Here is a 17,016-nt window from a genome sequence, read left to right as displayed (position 1 = left end):
CGGCCCGCTGACCACCCCCCAAACTCCAAGGAAACCTCATGAAAAAGCTCCGTTCCTATCTTTCCGTGGCCGCCCTGGCCCTCTCCCTCGGCCTGGCAGGCTGCGCCACCGCAGGAACCACCACGGGTGTTTCGGCGGTCACCGGATCGTCATCCACGGCGACCACCGGGACCACGGCCGCTGTCGCCGTGGACACCTTGGCGGAGGACACCCATTTCGATTCCAATGACCTCACGTGGGATGCCGCCAGTGAAGTGGCCGTGACCCTGGCCGACGGTGCCAGCACCGTTGCCCCGGGCTCTGACAGCCTGAAGGTGGACGGCGACACCGTCACCATCAGCGCCGCCGGGACCTACCGCCTCAGCGGCTCCCTCACCAATGGCCGCCTTGTGGTAGCTGCCGGAGAGAAGGACACCGTCCGCATCATCCTGGATGGAGCCCGCGTCTCGAACTCCAGCGGCTCCCCCTTCATGGTCCAGAGTGCCGATGAAGCCATCGTGTACCTCGCGGACGGCACCACGAATTCGCTCAGTGACGCCTCCAGCTACGCCGACCAGGGCACCGACGCCCCCAACGCGGCGCTGTATTCCAAGGCGGACCTGACCATTGCCGGCACCGGGTCCCTTGCCGTGGACGGCAACTTCAAGGACGGCATTTCCGCCAAGGACGGCCTGGTCCTCGCTTCAGGCCACGTCACCGTCAAGGCCGCGGATGACGGCATCGTAGGCAAGGACTACGCCGTGCTGCTGGACGGGGCCTACCAGGTGACAGCCGGGGATGACGGCTTCAAGTCGGACAACGACACGGATGAAGGCCGGGGCTGGGTGCTCCTCAACGGCGGCACCCTGAATGTTTCGGCGGCCGATGACGGGGTCAAGGCCTACAACACGCTGACCATTGCCGGCGGCACGGCCACTGTGGCCAAGTCGGAGGAGGGCCTGGAGGCCCAGCACATCGTGGTCTCCGGCGGCACCACCACCGTCACGTCGAACGACGACGGCGTGAACGCCTCGGGTGCCTCATCCTCCTCCGGCGGGGGCGGCATGGACGGGGGCGGCATGGAAGTGGGCGATTACAGCGTTGACGTCACCGGCGGCGCCCTGACCATCAATGCCCAGGGCGACGGCCTGGATTCCAACGGCAACGCCAGCATTTCCGGCGGGACCGTGGTGGTGAACGGCCCCACCGCCAGCAACAACGGCGCCCTGGACGTCAATGGCAAGCTGAAGGTGACAGGCGGCACCGTCGCGGCGGCCGGCAGCTCGGGCATGGTGGTGACCCCGGGCGACTCCTCCACCCAGTCAGGGGTGCAGGTGGCGCTGGGTTCGTCGGTTCCGGCCGGGACCGTCATCCAGGTGGCTGATTCCTCGGGCAAGGTGGTGGCCGCTTTCACCACTACCAAGGCGGCGGCTTCGCTGGTGTTCTCCTCACCGGACATCGCCAAGGGCCAGCAGTACACCGTCTACACCGGCGGCACGGCAACCACCACTGCGAGACTCGGCGGTGGAAGCCTGGACGGCGCCAAGCAGGTGGGAACGGTGACGGCGGGCCAGTACACCGCGGCGCAGGGGCCGGGCGGCGGCGGACCCCGCTGGTGACCGCCGCTTTTCCTGCCGCGTCCGACGGCGGCGCGTGCCGCCGTCGGACGCGTGCTTTTCCTACTTCCGCAGGAAGCCGAGCAGTGCCTCGTTGACTTCCGCGGCGTGCGTCCACAGCAGGCCGTGCGGTGCACCCTCGATCTCCACGTACTCGGCGCTGGGCAGGGCCTTGGCGAAGAGGCGGCCGGTGGAGTCGATGGGCAGGATGTTGTCGGCGGTGCCGTGCACGATCAGGGCCGGGACATCGATCTTGGGGATGTCCTGGCGGAAGTCCGTGAGCCAGGTGGGCTGGGCGGCAACAGAAGCCGTGGCACCGGCGCCGGAGGCCAGGTTCCAGCCGGCGTTCATGACTTCCTGGCTGAGGCGCGGGGTGCCAAGGAACGTGTTTGAGTTGTAGAAGTTCTTGAAGAACCCGGTGAAGAAGGCGTAGCGGTCCGCGGTGACTGCTTCCATGAGGCCGTCGAACACCTCCTGCGGGACGCCGTCCGGGTTGTCGTCGGTCTTGAGCAGGTAGGGCTCAAGGGATCCGAGGAACGCGGCGCGGGCCACCCGGGCGGAGCCGTAGGTGCCAAGGTAGCGGCCCACTTCCCCGGTGCCCATGGAGAAGCCCACCAGCACCACGTCGTTCAGGTCCAGGGTGGTCAGCAGGGTGTTGAGGTCCGCCGCGAAGGTGTCGTAGTCGTAGCCCTCGGTGGGCTTGCTGGACTTGCCGAAGCCGCGGCGGTCGTAGGTAATCACGCGGTAACCGGCATCCAGGAGGGCCGCGGTCTGCTTCTCCCAGGATGACCCGTCCAAGGGGTAGCCGTGGATCAGCACCACGGGCTGGCCCGAGCCGTGATCCTCGTAGTAGAGCTCGATATCAGTGCTGTTCTCAGTACCTACGGTGATGAAGGCCATCGGGGTAAATTCCTTTCGAGACTGACCAGGCGGCAGGCAGAGCGCCGTGCCCGTGCACCTCCCACTCTAGGGTGCGCGGCCGTACCCCAGCAGTCTGCCAGCAACGACGGATTCAACGTGCACGGACCCTGAAGCTATGACACTATATGCGCATGAATGCAGATAAGAACACTTGCTCGCTGGGAACGGACAGCCAGTACGTGGAGTTGGCCGTGGAGGTGTTCGCCATGCTGGCTGACGCCACCAGGGTCCGGATTATTTTGGCGCTCCGGGACGGCGAGATGGCGGTGGGCGCCCTGGCGGACGTTGTGGGCAAGTCACCCGCCGCCGTGTCCCAGCACCTGGCGAAAATGCGCCTGGCCCGGATGGTGTCCACGCGGCAGGACGGGACGCGTGTGCTCTACCGGCTGGAAAACGAGCATGCACGGCAGCTGGTGGCGGATGCGATCTTCCAGGCCGAACACGCCCTTGGCGGAGAGCCGGCACACCACCGCATCACCAACCATTCTGCGCAAAGGAGTGCCTCATGAGCGGGCCGCACCAGGAGTCAACGCATACCCACAGCCACGCCCATGCGGAGGGGCACGGCGGGCACGACCACGGTCATGAGCACCCCACCGAGCATGACCACGACCACGGGCACCACCACGACCACGACCACGGGCACGGTCATGACCACGGCCACCATCACCATTCCGGGTTCAAGGGCTGGCTGACCGAGCTGTTCGTCCCGCACACGCACGATGCCGCAGATTCCATTGACGACGCCATGGAGGCCAGCACCGAGGGCATCAGGGCGCTGAAGATCAGCATGTTCGTCCTGCTGGCCACCACCGTGCTGCAGTTCCTGGTGGTCCTGTTCAGCAGCTCGGTGGCACTGCTGGCGGACACCATCCACAACTTTTCCGACGCCCTGACCGCGGTCCCCCTGTGGGTTGCCTTCATCCTGGGACGCAGGGCCGCCAACCGCCGGTACACCTACGGCTACGGCAGGGCGGAGGACCTGGCAGGCCTGTTCATCGTGGCCGTGGTGGCCCTTTCCGCCGTCGTTGCCGGCTGGCAGTCAGTGGACCGGCTGATCCATCCCCAGCCGCTGCAGAACCTGGGCTGGGTCATGGCAGCGGGCCTGATCGGCTTCGCAGGAAATGAAGCCGTGGCGATTTACCGCATCCGGGTGGGCCGCAGGATCGGTTCCGCGGCGCTGGTGGCTGACGGCGTGCACGCCCGGACCGACGGCTTCACCTCGTTGGCTGTGGTGATCGGCGCCGTCGGCGTCATGCTCGGGTTTCCGCTGGCGGACCCCATTGTCGGCTTGGTCATCTCCGCAGCCATCATGGTGCTGCTCTGGGGCACTGTGCGGAGCATCGGCCGGCGGCTCATGGACGGCATCGAACCAGACTTGGTCGCTCGCGCACAGGTGGCGCTGGAGGAGACGCCGGGCGTCCTCGCGGTAGGAAACCTGCAGCTGCGGTGGTCCGGCCACCGGCTCCAGGGATCGGCACGGATCGAACTCGCTGACACGGAGTTGTCGCAGGCGGAAGAGATCCTTGACCGCGCCGGGCACAGGCTTCGGCACGCACTGCCCAAGCTTGACCACATGCTCTTGGCTCCCGCCACCCGGCGGTAGCAGGCACCAAACGCAGAAGTGGCCCTGCCAGCCGGCGGGCCACTTCTGTGTTGATGGATTTCCGGCTCCTAGCCCGTGGCGGCCTTGCCGGGCAGGGCCAGCTTGAAGACCTTGGCCCAGGACGAACCAACCTGCTTCAGCAGCGGCCCGGTGGTGTACTTCAGGCCGTAGCGCTGGCAGATCTCGCGGACCCTGGGCGCCACCTCTGCGTACCGGTTGGAGGGCAGGTCCGGGAAGAGGTGGTGCTCAATCTGGTGGGAGAGGTTGCCGGTCATCAGGTGCATGAACTTGGAGCCTGAGATGTTGGCGGACCCGATCATCTGGCGCACGTACCAGTCGCCGCGGGTTTCGCCGTCCACCATTTCCTCCGTGAAGGTGTCCGTTCCTTCGGGGAAATGGCCGCAGAAGATGACCGCGTGGGCCCAGACGTTGCGGATGGCGTTGGCTGCGATGGTGCCGAACAGGGCCTGCTTGGCGGAGCCCGTCAGCATGGCCAGCGCGGGCGTGGCGGCATAGTCCTTGGTGAACTGCGTGATGACCTTCTTGCCCAGGGCCTTGAGGTCCTTGAGCAGGGCTTCCTTGGACTTGGTGCCTTCCTTGTACTCGGTCAGTTCGAGGTCGTAGATGGCAATGCCCCACTCGAAGACGGGCGCCAGGATTGCGTTGAACAGCGGATTGGCCAGGTTGATGGGCTTCCACGGCTGCTGCTCATCCATGCGCAGGAGGTTGTATCCGACGTCGTTGTCCTTGCCCACCACGTTGGTCCAGCGGTGGTGCAGGTCATTGTGGGTGTGCTGCCACGACCGCGATGGCGTGACGAAGTCCCATTCCCAGGTGGTGGAGTGGATGTCCGGGTCCCGCATCCAGTCCCACTGGCCGTGCAGGATGTTGTGTCCCAGTTCCATGTTTTCGAGGATCTTGGCCAGGCTCAGCAGCGTGGTGCCCGTGACCCAGGCGGCCTTGTTCTTGCTGACCAGCAGCGCAGCACGGCCGGAAAGTTCCAGGCCGCGCTGGATCTTGATCATGCGGCGGATGTAGGCGGCGTCTTCCGCGCCGCGTTTGCCCAGGATCTCGTCCCGGATGGCGTCGAGTTCGCGGCCCAGCTCAGCCACCTGTTCGTCGGTGAGGTGGGCGGCGGCCGGTGGCCGGACGCTGGGGCTGCCCGATTCGGCCAGCTTTCCGGGGCGCGTCCTGGAGGTGCCGGCGTTGGCGCCTGCTGCGGCGGTGGTTTTCGTGGGTGAGATGACAGTCATGCGGTACTGCTCCTCAGAGTTCGAGGTTGACGGGTCCGGCGGCTGCCGAAACACACGTTTGGATCAATTGGCCGGGTTCGCCGTGGATTTCCCCGGTGCGGAGGTCCCGGACCTGCCCTGCCAGCAGAGGCGTAAGGCAGCTGTGGCAGATTCCCATGCGGCAGCCGCTGGGCATCAGCACCCCGGCGTCCTCGCCGATGTCCAGGATGGGGGTGTCGCCGTCGGCCTCCACCTCGCGGTCGGAGGCTTCGAAGGTGACCAGGCCGCCGTCGTGCCCCACCCCGGCGTTGAACGTAGTGTTAAAGCGTTCAATCATCAGGTTGCCGGCGTCTCCGGCCACGGCGACATCGGTTCCGGGCGCGCGGGTGGTCAGGGCCGCGCGCTTCCACAATGCCTCGGCGTCGTCCAGGAAGCTGTCCGGACCGCAGGCGTAGGCTGCCCGTTCCTTCCAGTCGGGGCAGATGGTGTCCAGCTCCTTGGTGCTGGAGAAGTCCATACGGCCTTGCTCGCCGGTGTACCAGTGCGCCAGCCGGAAGTTGGGGAACTGGTCCGCCAGCTCCGCGAGCTCCTCGCGGAACAGGCTGTCGCCGGGGGTGCGGGCCGAGTGGACCAGCACGACGTCGGCATCGGGACGCCGCGGCACAAGGGTACGGATCATGGACATCACCGGAGTGATGCCGCTGCCGGCGGTGACCATGAGGAGGGGGCGTGGATGCTCCGGAAGCACGAAGTCCCCCTGCGGCGGGGCCAGGAACAGGACATCGCCGGGCTTGGTGGTGCGCACCAGGGTGCCGGAGACGGCACCGACGTCAGTGACGGTGATGGCCGGGTCTTTGCCGGCGGGGGCGCTGAGCGAGTATGAGCGCCAGTGGCGTACCCCGTCGAGTTCGACGCCGATGCGGGCCCACTGCCCTGCAAGGTGCGCCTTCCAGCCGCGGCCGGGACGGAAGAAGATGGTTGCCGACTGGGCAGTCTCCTGGACCACGCGGGTGACAACGCCGCGCAGCTGACGGGCCGAGTAGACAGGGTTGAACAGAGCCAGGACGTCCTCAGGCGTCAAAGGCGTGGTGAGGACCGAGGCCGCTTGGGCCAGCTGCCGTAGCCGGATCATACGGTTAAGCCTAGGGCGGCGCGAGCCATATTTCTCTCTCTCCGTCATATGACCGTTCCGCAGTCACACACTTGCTTGATAGGGCGCGAAGTCCCCACGCCGCACTTTAAGAGTAACGGTTCGGTCTCACAAAAGGTTCCCAGCGTCCTATCGGCTCCATCCCAGGGGCGGGGCCACGAATTGCGCGACGTTGCCCAGGAGCTTGGCGTTGAAGTCCACGCCCAGCTGGTTGGGAACGGTGAGCAGCAGGGTATCCGCGGCCTGCACCGCAGTGTCGGCGGCGAGCTGCTCGGCCAGGAGGTCCGGCGGGCCCACGTAGCTCTTGCCGAAACGTGAGGTCAGTCCGTCGATGACGCCTACCTGGTCGCGGCCGTCGCGGAGGGCACTTCCCGCGAAGTAGTAGTTGTCCTCCTCGTCCACGATGGGAAGCACGCTGCGGCTGACAGAGACCCTTGGCTGATGGGGGTGGCCGGCCGCCGCCCATGCGTCCCTGAACAGCTGGATTTGTTCGGCCTGGAGTTCATGGAACGGCACGCCGGTGTCCTCGGTGAGCAGCGTGGAGCTCATCAGGTTCATGCCAAGTTCTGCAGCCCATACCGCAGTCTTCCTGCTGCCGGCGCCCCACCAGATCCGTTCTGCCAGTCCCGGGGACTGCGGCTGGACGGGGAGGAGGCCGGTGGCAGCCCCGGCGTACCGCGGGTCTGCCTGGGCCATTCCGGCGCCGGTAATGGCCTTGCGGAAGACGGCGGTGTGGCGGCGGGCCATGTCAGCGTCGGTCTCGCCCGGTTGCGGGCGGTAGCCAAATTCCGACGCCCCCTCCCTGGCCGGTTCGGGTGAGCCGCGGCTGATCCCCAGCTGCAGCCTGCCGCCGCTGATCAGGTCAGTCGCTGCAGCCTCCTCTGCCATGTACAGCGGGTTCTCGTAGCGCATGTCGATGACGCCGGTGCCGATTTCGATGCGGCTGGTGCGGGCGGCAATGGCTGACAGGAGGGGGAAGGGCGATGCCTGCTGCCGGGCGAAGTGATGGACGCGGAAGAACGCACCGTCCACTCCGAGCTCTTCGGCGGCAACCGCCAGTTCGATGCCCTGGAGCAGGGCGTCCGCCGCTGTCCTGGTGCGGGAACCCTGGCCAGGGCCCCAGTGGCCGAATGAAAGGAATCCGATGCGCTCCATACCTCCCCCAACTGTCCAGCCAGCAGCTGCATTCCCGGCTGGGATGATGGCTGCGTGGGTATTCCGGATGAAACTGTCGCTGTCGCCAAGACCATCGTGCTCTTCGTGCTGGCCGCTGCCGCCGAAATCGGGGGTGCGTGGCTGGTGTGGCAGGCCGTCCGCGAGGGCAGGGACTGGTGGTGGGCCGGACTCGGCGTGATCGCCCTGGGTGCTTACGGCTTCGTGGCCACGCTCCAACCCGACGCGCATTTCGGCCGGATCCTTGCCGCCTACGGCGGAGTGTTCGTAGCCGGCTCCCTGGCGTGGGGCATGGCCTTTGACGGCTTCCGCCCGGACCGCTGGGACATCGCCGGGTCCCTGGTCTGCCTGCTGGGCGTGGCCGTGATCATGTTTGCACCCCGCAGCGGAGGATAAAGCAGCGGGAGGGTGGCTAAAATCTAGCCACGACGAAAGGCGGGACCTGTGGAGCGGGTGGACTACTGCGTTATTGGCGGCGGGATCGTGGGCCTGGCAACGGCCTATCAGTTGCTGCAGAAGCAGCCGGGAGCCTCCCTGGTTCTGCTCGAGGCCGCGGATTCCCTGGCTTCACACCAGACCGGACACAACAGCGGCGTCATCCACTCGGGGATCTACTACGCCCCCGACAGCCTCAAGGCGCGGTTCAGCAAGGCCGGCGCACAACAGACCAAGGAGTTCTGCCGGGAGCACGGCATCAGGTACGCCGAGCCGGGGAAGCTGCTGGTGGCCACCTCGGCCGTGGAGCTGGACCGGCTGGGCCGCCTTGAGGAACGCGCGGCCGTCCATGGGCTGGACTGCGAGCGCATCGATCAGACCGAACTCAACCGGCGCGAGCCCAACGTTTCAGGCCTGGGCGCGTTGTTCATTCCCAGCACCGGAATCGTGGACTACCGGGAGGTGGCGCGGAAGCTGGCCGATCTCATATCCGCTGCGGGCGGACGGGTCATCACCGGAGCCAAAGTGGGCTCGATCGTGGAGCATTCGGACGGCGTGGACGTTGGCACGGACCATGCCCTGTACTCCTGCCGCCGCCTGGTGGCCTGTGCGGGCCTGCAGTCGGACCGCTTGGCGGAACTTGCCGGAATGAAAATCGACGTCCAGATCATCCCCTTCCGTGGGGAGTATTTCGAGCTGCCGGACACCAAGTCGGATTACGTCACCCACCTCATCTACCCCGTACCGGACCCCGAGCTGCCTTTCCTGGGGGTGCATCTCACGCCCACCATCTACGGCCGCATCACCGTGGGGCCCAATGCCGTGCTGGGCCTTGCCCGGGAGGGCTACCCCAAGTTCTCCGTGGACCTCAAGGACGTGGGCCGCTATGTGCGCTTTCCCGGCCTGTGGCACGTGGCAAGGTCCAATGCTGCCACCGCGGTGCGTGAAGTCCGGAACTCGCTGTTCAAGGGAAGCTACCTGCAGGAATGCCGCAAATACGCCCCCGGCCTGGTCAAAGCAGACCTGCTGCCGTACGAGGCAGGCATCCGGGCACAGGCTGTCCGCCGGGATGGAACGCTGCTCCATGATTTCCTGCTCGCGGAGACGGACAGGATGATCCATGTCCTGAATGCCCCCTCCCCCGCCGCAACTGCAGCCCTTCCCATCGGCGAACACCTGGCCGCCAAAGCCGCGCTCCGCCACGCTTCCTGACGGTCAGGCCGGCAACCGGCCGCGGCTAAACTGGCCCGGTGACCAACAGTGAGCAGCCGCACAAGCCGATGGTGCCGCCGTCGCGCGGAAGAATGGCCGAACGGCTGCTGCCCGGCGGGGAGGAACCGGACCCGCGCTTCACGCTGGCGAACGAACGCACCTTCCTTGCCTGGATCCGGACCTCGCTTGCGCTGCTGGCGGGTGGCATTGCCATCGAGGCGTTCACCTCCGGCCTTTTCATTGAACCTGTCCGGAAAGGCCTGGCCGTCCTGTTGCTTCTGCTGGGCATGATGCTCAGCGGTGGTGCCGCGGTACGGTGGCTCCGGGTGGAGCGCAGCATGCGCAACAAGGGCCCGCTGCCGCTGCCGCTCTTTGTGCCCCTGTTGGCCGGGGCAGGCGCGCTGGCTGCCGCCGTCGTCCTGGTCTTCATCCTCTGGCGCTGATCCGGTGGCATCCCGCGCCCCCAAGCCCCACGGCGATCCCGGCCTCCAGCCCGAGCGGACTGCCCTCGCATGGGGCCGGACCATGCTGGCGCTGGTGACAGCGAGCGCGTTCTTCCTCCGCTGGCTCCCTACCTACGGGCCGCCCATCCTGGTCCTGCCGGTGGTTTCCGGCGGGGCCGCGCTTGCCATCTACCTCACCCAGCGCCGCCGCTACCAGGCCAGGTCGCACGGCCTGGCAGGCGAAAGCATCGAAGCCGACCTTCCCGCCGTGCTCTGGACCGCGTTTGCTGGAGTCGCCCTGGGGTGCCTGGGCATTGTGGTGGTCTTGGTCAGCTGAACTGTTTTGGCGAGCTAGAACATGGGCAGGACGAAGCCGGCCAGCAGTGCCACCGCGCCGATCGCCGTCAGGCAGCGGCCCAGGACCGAGGCCGTCCTCCCGGCCTCCTCCGGCGTGGTGGTTTGCCACTGTGTTGGGCGTTTGGGGTGGTAGTAGATGGGCAGGGTGTCTCCCGGCGCCATGTCCTTGATGTCGTAGGGGGACATCGGGGCGTTGTGGACCTGGTGCTTCCGGTCGAACCAGCGGAAGCCCACGCCGGTGGAATCTGAATAGACCACGGCCTCGGCCACGTCCCAGGGATGCACGAAGCGGCGGAGGAATCCGGTGTAGAAGAGCAGTCCCAGCCCGGCGGGCAGGCAGAGCCAGGTGAGCACTTCCAGGATGGGACCTGCCATATCGAGCGCAGTGGGCATGAAGTTGATGGTACCGCCCAAGGGCTGGCCCCTTCAGCACCGACTACGTACGCTGAAGGAGACCGGACCGGAGTAAGGGGAAACCATGAATGATCAGGATATTTTGACGCACATCCAGGCCCTTGTGGAGGAGGAGCACTCGCTGCGCGAGGGTCCCGGGGACGGGCAGGCGCCGGACCAGGCACGGCTCAAGTTCGTGGAGGAAAGCCTGGACCAGTGCTGGGACCTGCTGCGCCAGCGGCGGGCCAAGAAGGATTCAGGCGAAAACCCGAACGACGCCGAGGCCCGGCCCATCAGCGAAGTGGAGGGCTACAGGCAGTAATGCGTATTGCAGTAGCGCAGATCATCAGCAGTGCCGACACCGCCGCCAACCTGGAGCTCATCTGGGAATATGCCGCCCAGGCCAAGAACGCCGGTGCGCAGCTGGTGGTCTTTCCCGAGGCGACCATGCGCGCCTTTGGCCATTCCCTGAAGGACATTGCCGAGCCCGTCGAGGGCCCGTGGGCCAGCGAGGTGCGCAGGATCGCCACGGAGCTGGACATAACGGTCGTGGCCGGCATGTTCACTCCGGGCAAGGATGGCCGGGTCCGCAACACGCTGCTGGTCACCGGGCCCGGGGTGGAGGCGTCCTACGACAAGGTCCACCTTTTTGACGCCTTCGGCTTCACGGAGTCCAGGACAGTGGACGCCGGGGAAGCACCGGTGACGTTCGAGCTGGACGGCACCGTGTTCGGCCTGGCTACCTGCTACGACGTCCGCTTTCCGGGCCTGTTCACCGCCAACGCCAACGCAGGTGCCCAGGTGAACATCGTGTGCGCATCGTGGGGCGCGGGTGAAGGCAAGGCAGAGCAGTGGGACCTGCTGGTGCGCGCCCGGGCGCTGGACAGCACCACGTTTGTGGTCGCCTGCGGACAGGGTGATCCCGAAACGGTGGGCGCCGGGCCGGCGGGCACAGCGCCAACCGGCATCGGCCACAGCGCCGTGGTCACCCCCCTGGGCAAGGCCGTGGTGGCGCTTGGCGGAAAGCCGGAACTCGCCGTCGTGGACATTGATCCCTCAACGGTGGACGACGTTCGGGCCAAGCTGCCGGTCCTCGCCAACGCCCGCAGGTTCTGACCGGGTGAGGTGCCGTTCATAGCTTCGAAACAGACGGCACAAAAGCGTACGACGGCGGACCTCACCTGCCGCGGGGCCCGTACGGCCCGCGGTGGCGCGGAACGCCGGGGCCCAAGGCTGCTGTGCGCGGCACCAGGGGGAGCCGCTGTTTACATGCCCGAAACATAGGCGATACGTGAACTTCACGCGGGAGCGATTTGTGTAACGTGGCGGCAACTTTAAGCGGCATTGGCTGAAACACACGACGCCAAAAATGGAACCCGGGGGAAATGCCACGGGGCCAAACGGGCCCTGCACCACATTCACGTTGCGAAGGGACCCACCGGTGGAAATCACTGCCCAACACGTCTGGCTGATGATTTCGGCCGCCATGGTACTGCTGATGACCCCCGGGCTTGGCCTCTTTTACGGCGGCATGACCCGTGCCAAGGCCGCCCTCAACATGATCATGATGAGCTTCATCTCGGCAGGGATTGTTGGCGTGGTCTGGGTCCTGTGGGGCTACTCCATGACCACCGGCACCGGCGTCCTGGGCCTCTTCGGCAATCCTTTCACCAACTTCGGGCTGCAGAACCTGATGGGTTCACCGGACCTTCTCAAGGCAGGGTTCAGCGCGACGTTTGCCATCATCACCGTCGCGCTGATCAGTGGCGCTATCGCCGACCGTGCCAAGTTCGGCGCCTGGGCCCTGTTCGTGCCCGTGTGGATCACGGTAATCTACTGCCCGCTCGCCTACATGATTTGGGGTGGCGGGCTGATGAGCGCAGGCGGCGCCGTCACGGAAATCTTCGGCCAGGTCATCGACTTCGCCGGCGGTGCTGTTGTGGAAATCAGCTCGGGTACGGCTGCCCTGGTGCTGGCCGTCATCGTTGGCCAGCGCCACGGGTTCGCGAAGGACCCCAACCACCGCCCCCACAACCTGCCCTTCATCATGCTCGGTGCGGCGATCCTGTGGTTTGGCTGGTTTGGCTTCAACGGCGGGGCCGCCACCAGCGTTGAACAGGCCGGCCTCATCTGGATCAATACCCTGGTGGCCCCCGCGGCCGCCATGCTCAGCTGGCTGGTCACGGAGAAGGTCCGCCACGGACACCCCACGTCCCTGGGCGCTGCCTCCGGCGTGGTTGCCGGCCTGGTGGCCATCACCCCTTCGTGCGCCAACATCAGCCCGGTGGCCGCTATCGGTCTGGGCCTGGTGGCCGGCGCGGCCTGCTGCGTCTTCGTGGACCTCAAGTACCGCTTTGGCCTGGATGACTCCCTGGACGTGGTGGGCGTCCACCTGGGCGCCGGCCTCATCGGCACCCTGTCCCTGGGCTTCATCGCCCTTCCCGTGAACGGACAGGGCGGCGGGCTCTTCTACGGCGGCGGCGTCCAGCAGCTCATTGCCCAGACGGCCGCCGTCGTCATCACCCTGCTGCTGTCCGGTGTTGGAACCGCCGTCATTGCCCGGATCATCAACAAGACGGTGGGCTTCCGGGTCAGCCACGAGGCCGAGACCGCCGGCGTGGACCTGTCCGAGCACGCCGAGACCGCCTACGCGTTCGGTGAGATGGGCTCCGGTTTCAGCAGCCTGGGCCAGATGCTGGCACACCACACAACCGCCTCCGTCCCTGCCGCTGCCCGCACTGAACAGCACGCCAAGGAAGACTCATTCGCGTAGTTTCCCGGCCACGTAGGTTCCGGTTGGACGGTGCCGGACAGCAAGGCCCGTCCAACCGGTGTCCACGCCGACACTAGTCCGCAAGGATCTTGTAAAGAGCGCGGCGGGTTTCATCCATCTTCTCGACGGCGGCGGCGCGCTGCTCCTCACTGACGCCTGCGCGGAACTGATGGATGGCGCCCATGAGTTTGGCAATGCTTTGGTGGAAGTCCCGGTCCGCACTGTCCGGTTCCGCGTTCCAGGCGTTCTCCATCTCCTCCGCGTGCTCCGCCACATAGGCCCGGCCCGCCTCCGTCAGGGCAAACTCAGTCCCGCGGCCTTCGCTGAGCGCCTCGATCAAGCCTTCGTCAACCAACTGCTGCAGGGTGGGATAGATGGATCCGGGGCTGGGGCGCCATGTTCCGCCGGTCTTTGCCGCGATGGTCTTGATCAATCCGTAACCGTTGGACGGCGCCTCTCCCAGGAGCGAGAGGATGGCTGCGCGGACGTCACCGCGGCTGGCCCGCCGGCCGCCCCTGCCAAACCCTGGGCCGAAACCAGGACCAAAACCCGGGCCAAAGCCTGGCCCGAAACCGGGTCCGAAGCCAGGACCAAAGCCAGGCCCCCTGTGCCCGTGCGGCCCCCTGCGTCCCCTTCCCCTTTCAAAACGTCCTTTTCCGAACTCTGGGCCGGGATGTTTGTCGTCGAATATGCCTTTCATGGTGGCATCGTCCTTTCCATATCAGGATAATCGCTGCTTCTTCAGCGATAGTTAACGATATGTCGCTATCTATCGCTTCGTCAACGGTTCGGCGTGACCAAATCCTGACCTTTCCGGATCTGGTTCACCCCTTGGCAGGGGCGTATTCTGGTCCCACCTTCGAGGACGAGGGCTGAGCGATGGGGAAGAAGCGGAAGCGCAAAAGCGGCTTCAGCGCGGCCTTGGGAAGGATCCTGGGGTTCCTGGCGGCAAGTATCATGTGTGGCATCCTGGCGGCCAGCCTGGTGGTCCCGGCCGTAGCGGCTGCAGGAATGGGGGTGAGTTCCTCCATTGGTTACTTCGAGAAACTGCCGGGCGACCTCACGGTCCAGCCGCCGTCGCAATCCACGAAAGTGCTCACCTCCGACGGACAGCAGATCGCCACCTTTTACGCCGAGAACCGCGTGAGGGTGCCCCTGGACCAGATGTCACCCTTCATCAAAGACGCCATTATTGCCATTGAGGACAGCAGGTTTTACGAGCACGCGGGCGTTGACCCCCAAGGGATCCTGCGGGCGGTTGTGTCCAACCTGACCAGGGGCGGGGAACAGGGGGCGTCCACCATCACCCAGCAATACGTCACGAACGTCCTGAACGAAGCCGAGCTCTCGCAGGACCGGCCGGATGAGGTGGTGCTGAACGGCCAGAAGACGATTGGTGACAAGCTGCGGGAGATGAAGCTGGCCATCAGCCTGGAGAAGAAGTACTCCAAGGACCAGATCCTTGAGGGCTACCTCAACATTGTGTTCTTCAGCAACAACGCCTACGGCATTGAATCCGCGGCACGCTACTTCTTCAGCACCAGCGCCAAGGACCTCACCCTTCCGCAGGCAGCCCTGCTGGCAGGCGTGGTCAACAGCCCCACCCTCTACAATCCCGCGACGAATCCGGACAAGTCGATCGTGCGCCGGAACCAGGTCCTGTCCGAGATGCTGCGGCTGAAAAAGATCACCCAAGCCCAGCATGATGAGGCGGTGGCCACCCCGATCCAGCTGAAAATCACGCCGCAGCAGCAGGGCTGTGCCAATGCCGCCATGGCTCCGTACTTCTGCGACTACATCTCCCATCTGATCCTGAACAATCCGGCCTACGGGCCTACCGAGGCTGAACGCGAGCGGAGGCTTTACCGCGGCGGCCTCACCATCACCACCACCCTGGACAGCAGGCTTCAGGCGGCTGCCCAGGCCCAGGTGGATGGAACTGCCGGCGCGAACCCGGACCGGTGGGCGGCCTCGCTGCTGAGCATCCAGCCCGGCAGCGGCAAGATCCTGGCCATGGCCCAAAACACGGTGTTCCTCCCGCAACCCGGCAAGTTCGATACCAACCTGAACTTCAACGTTGATGCCAAGGATGCCCAGGGCAACGACCTGAACGGCGCCGGCGGGTTCCAGCCCGGGTCCACCATGAAACCCTTTACTTTTGCGGAGTGGCTGAACGAGGGCAAGTCGCTAACCACCGAAGTGGACGCCTCCCGCCGGGTCTATCCGCTGGGGTTCCCGTGGAAGGACAGCTGCGGGAAGGTGCTGGGCGCGTACAGCACCGCGCAGGCAAACCCTGCCCTTGGTGCTGCCGATGACCTGCAGAACGCGGAGGACGGCTTCTACCGGCCGATGCCGGTGAACTACGGCCTGTACAACTCCATCAACACCGCCACCTTCGCCTCGGCAGCCCAGCTCGACTTTTGTGGCATCCAGAAAATGGTGGACGCCGTGGGCCTGCACAGCGGCCTGGACAGCGCCCCGGTCAACATGCACCAACTGGGCAACCTCCTGGGCGGCACCGGCGTGGCACCCCTCACCCTGGCAAATGCCTTTGCCACCTTTGCCACGGACGGCCGCTACTGTGCGCCGATCGCATTGGCTGAGATTACCGATGCGGCGGGGGCAAAGCTGCCTGCCCAGGCCCCCGACTGCCACGACGCCGTCAAACCCGATGTTGCCCGCGGCGTCAATTCCGTACTCCAGGACGTCCTCAAGAAGGGTTCCGGCGTCTGGATCAACCCGAAGGTGCAGGACAAAGTTCCTACCGCTGCCAAGACCGGCACCTCGAACAACAACGGGTCCACCTGGGTGGTGGGCTACACCACCGGGCTGGTTACGGCGTCCTTCTTCGGTGACGCACTGGAAGGCCAAAAGCGGGCAGGACAGAACGTGACCATCAACGGCACTTTCTACCCCCGCCTTGACGGGTACATGATTGCCGGGCCGCAGTGGGCCAACTACATGCTCAAGGTGGCTCCGCTCTATCCCGCGGGTCCGTTCGCGCCGCCGCCCGCTTCAATGATTGGGCCCAACCCCAACTACAGGCCGTAGGCCGGGGGTACTACAACGCCGTGTGCGAGCTGTTCGAAACGGCCGGCCCTTCCGCTAGTTAGCGCCCTTCCACAACCGCTTCCACCAGGAGCGTTCCGGCTCGGGTTCCACAGGAACCTCCACCACACGGGCGGCCCGGCGGCTGCGCCAGCGCTCCACTTCCTCCTCCACGTCACGGGTCTTGGTGACCACGGGCGGGCCGCCCTGCAGTTGGCGGCGCGCGTCGATCACCCGCCGGTTGAAATCCTGCAGGATGTCCCGCACCTGCTGCTCCGTGTACTGGCCGTCCAGCCTGGCGTCGAGTTCCGCGTCCTCACTGCGGAGCAGGATGGCCGCCGGACCCAGGCCGCTGATGTTCTCCCGCTGGATCAGCCCCTTCACCCACCAGTCGGGATCGTTGGATTCGCCCAGGCCGGGAATCGGTTTGCCCGCGTACTTCAGGTTGTCGAACTTGCCCTGCGCCATGGCGTCGCGGACCAGGTATTCGGCGCGGGCGGCGTCACTGACTTTCCTGCGCTTTTCCCGTTCCTGCGCGTCAAGGGCGTCAAGCGCGGCTTCCTCTTCGGCGCTGATGCCGGCACCACGGTAAGACCGGACCTCTGCCGCGCGCTCCAGGCGCTTGCGGAAATCCCCTGCCCCGCCGCTCATCGCTGCCACCGCCTTCCCTCACTGTCC

The 17,016-nt window shown here is 65.9% G+C and carries 18 protein-coding genes; 11 read left to right on the top strand and 7 right to left on the bottom strand.

Going from position 1 to position 17,016, the window contains the following annotated elements; all coding sequences use genetic code 11:
- Window positions 1–38 precede the first annotated feature (38 nt).
- Entirely contained in the window at window positions 39–1,598 is a 1,560-nt protein-coding gene (locus ACTHQS_RS07130) for a carbohydrate-binding domain-containing protein (protein WP_440167345.1), read from the top strand.
- Window positions 1,599–1,658: 60 nt separating this feature from the next.
- Here ACTHQS_RS07130 and ACTHQS_RS07125 read toward each other — a convergent pair whose 3' ends face one another.
- The gene (locus tag ACTHQS_RS07125; protein ID WP_440167343.1) at window positions 1,659–2,495 is read right to left on the bottom strand and encodes an alpha/beta fold hydrolase; all 837 of its coding nucleotides are present in this window, start codon (window positions 2,493–2,495) and stop codon (window positions 1,659–1,661) included.
- Between the two features lie 152 nt (window positions 2,496–2,647).
- Here ACTHQS_RS07125 and ACTHQS_RS07120 point away from each other — a divergent pair, with 152 nt between their 5' ends.
- Together ACTHQS_RS07120 and ACTHQS_RS07115 are read left to right on the top strand one after the other, a co-directional pair.
- Window positions 2,648–3,025, top strand: a complete 378-nt coding sequence (locus ACTHQS_RS07120; protein ID WP_440167342.1) for an ArsR/SmtB family transcription factor — start codon at window positions 2,648–2,650, stop codon at window positions 3,023–3,025.
- A complete protein-coding gene (locus ACTHQS_RS07115; protein ID WP_440167340.1) occupies window positions 3,022–4,122 on the top strand; it encodes a cation diffusion facilitator family transporter in 1,101 nt (366 codons plus the stop codon). The genes ACTHQS_RS07120 and ACTHQS_RS07115 overlap by 4 nt, the downstream gene beginning before the upstream one ends.
- A gap of 68 nt (window positions 4,123–4,190) precedes the next feature.
- Here the strand turns inward: ACTHQS_RS07115 and ACTHQS_RS07110 are convergent, their stop codons facing one another.
- The 3 genes from ACTHQS_RS07110 to ACTHQS_RS07100 all read right to left on the bottom strand — a co-directional run bounded on the left by ACTHQS_RS07110 (window position 4,191) and on the right by ACTHQS_RS07100 (window position 7,659).
- The gene (locus ACTHQS_RS07110; RefSeq protein WP_440167338.1) at window positions 4,191–5,375 is read right to left on the bottom strand and encodes a fatty acid desaturase family protein; all 1,185 of its coding nucleotides are present in this window, start codon (window positions 5,373–5,375) and stop codon (window positions 4,191–4,193) included.
- Between the two features lie 13 nt (window positions 5,376–5,388).
- Entirely contained in the window at window positions 5,389–6,486 is a 1,098-nt protein-coding gene (locus ACTHQS_RS07105) for a ferredoxin reductase (RefSeq protein WP_440167336.1), read from the bottom strand.
- A gap of 147 nt (window positions 6,487–6,633) precedes the next feature.
- Window positions 6,634–7,659: an LLM class flavin-dependent oxidoreductase gene (locus ACTHQS_RS07100; protein WP_440167334.1), complete on the bottom strand. Its 1,026-nt coding sequence runs from the start codon at window positions 7,657–7,659 to the stop codon at window positions 6,634–6,636.
- A gap of 54 nt (window positions 7,660–7,713) precedes the next feature.
- On the opposite strand from ACTHQS_RS07100, the gene ACTHQS_RS07095 reads away from it, so the two are divergent.
- The 4 genes from ACTHQS_RS07095 (at window position 7,714) to ACTHQS_RS07080 (ending at window position 10,104) form a co-directional block, all read left to right on the top strand.
- Window positions 7,714–8,073 (top strand): YnfA family protein, encoded by a 360-nt coding sequence (locus ACTHQS_RS07095; protein ID WP_440167332.1) that lies wholly within the window; start codon window positions 7,714–7,716, stop codon window positions 8,071–8,073.
- A 48-nt stretch (window positions 8,074–8,121) separates the two neighbouring features.
- Window positions 8,122–9,324, top strand: coding sequence for an L-2-hydroxyglutarate oxidase (gene lhgO, locus ACTHQS_RS07090; protein ID WP_440167330.1), 1,203 nt, complete (start codon window positions 8,122–8,124; stop codon window positions 9,322–9,324).
- Between the two features lie 68 nt (window positions 9,325–9,392).
- Entirely contained in the window at window positions 9,393–9,767 is a 375-nt protein-coding gene (locus ACTHQS_RS07085; protein WP_440167425.1) for a YidH family protein, read from the top strand.
- A gap of 4 nt (window positions 9,768–9,771) precedes the next feature.
- Entirely contained in the window at window positions 9,772–10,104 is a 333-nt protein-coding gene (locus tag ACTHQS_RS07080) for a DUF202 domain-containing protein (protein ID WP_440167328.1), read from the top strand.
- Window positions 10,105–10,118: 14 nt separating this feature from the next.
- On the opposite strand, the gene ACTHQS_RS07075 is transcribed toward ACTHQS_RS07080, so the two are convergent.
- A complete protein-coding gene (locus ACTHQS_RS07075) occupies window positions 10,119–10,517 on the bottom strand; it encodes a hypothetical protein (RefSeq protein WP_440167423.1) in 399 nt (132 codons plus the stop codon).
- Between the two features lie 85 nt (window positions 10,518–10,602).
- On the opposite strand from ACTHQS_RS07075, the gene ACTHQS_RS07070 reads away from it, so the two are divergent.
- The 3 genes from ACTHQS_RS07070 (at window position 10,603) to ACTHQS_RS07060 (ending at window position 13,290) form a co-directional block, all read left to right on the top strand.
- Window positions 10,603–10,839, top strand: a complete 237-nt coding sequence (locus ACTHQS_RS07070) for a DUF2630 family protein (protein ID WP_440167326.1) — start codon at window positions 10,603–10,605, stop codon at window positions 10,837–10,839.
- Complete coding sequence (locus ACTHQS_RS07065) at window positions 10,839–11,633, top strand: carbon-nitrogen hydrolase family protein (RefSeq protein ID WP_440167324.1); 795 nt, start codon at window positions 10,839–10,841, stop codon at window positions 11,631–11,633. The genes ACTHQS_RS07070 and ACTHQS_RS07065 overlap by 1 nt, the downstream gene beginning before the upstream one ends.
- Window positions 11,634–11,958: 325 nt before the next feature.
- Entirely contained in the window at window positions 11,959–13,290 is a 1,332-nt protein-coding gene (locus ACTHQS_RS07060) for an ammonium transporter (protein ID WP_440167323.1), read from the top strand.
- Between the two features lie 73 nt (window positions 13,291–13,363).
- Here the strand turns inward: ACTHQS_RS07060 and ACTHQS_RS07055 are convergent, their stop codons facing one another.
- Window positions 13,364–13,990: a PadR family transcriptional regulator gene (locus ACTHQS_RS07055; protein ID WP_440167322.1), complete on the bottom strand. Its 627-nt coding sequence runs from the start codon at window positions 13,988–13,990 to the stop codon at window positions 13,364–13,366.
- A gap of 179 nt (window positions 13,991–14,169) precedes the next feature.
- On the opposite strand from ACTHQS_RS07055, the gene ACTHQS_RS07050 reads away from it, so the two are divergent.
- The gene (locus tag ACTHQS_RS07050) at window positions 14,170–16,341 is read left to right on the top strand and encodes a transglycosylase domain-containing protein (RefSeq protein ID WP_440167320.1); all 2,172 of its coding nucleotides are present in this window, start codon (window positions 14,170–14,172) and stop codon (window positions 16,339–16,341) included.
- Between the two features lie 54 nt (window positions 16,342–16,395).
- On the opposite strand, the gene ACTHQS_RS07045 is transcribed toward ACTHQS_RS07050, so the two are convergent.
- Window positions 16,396–16,989, bottom strand: coding sequence for a DUF1992 domain-containing protein (locus ACTHQS_RS07045; RefSeq protein WP_440167421.1), 594 nt, complete (start codon window positions 16,987–16,989; stop codon window positions 16,396–16,398).
- Window positions 16,990–17,016: the final 27 nt, after the last annotated feature.

The organism is Arthrobacter sp. SAFR-044 (assembly GCF_051965175.1).
GTDB lineage: Bacteria > Actinomycetota > Actinomycetes > Actinomycetales > Micrococcaceae > Arthrobacter.
This window is presented reverse-complemented; position numbering and strand designations above follow the sequence as displayed.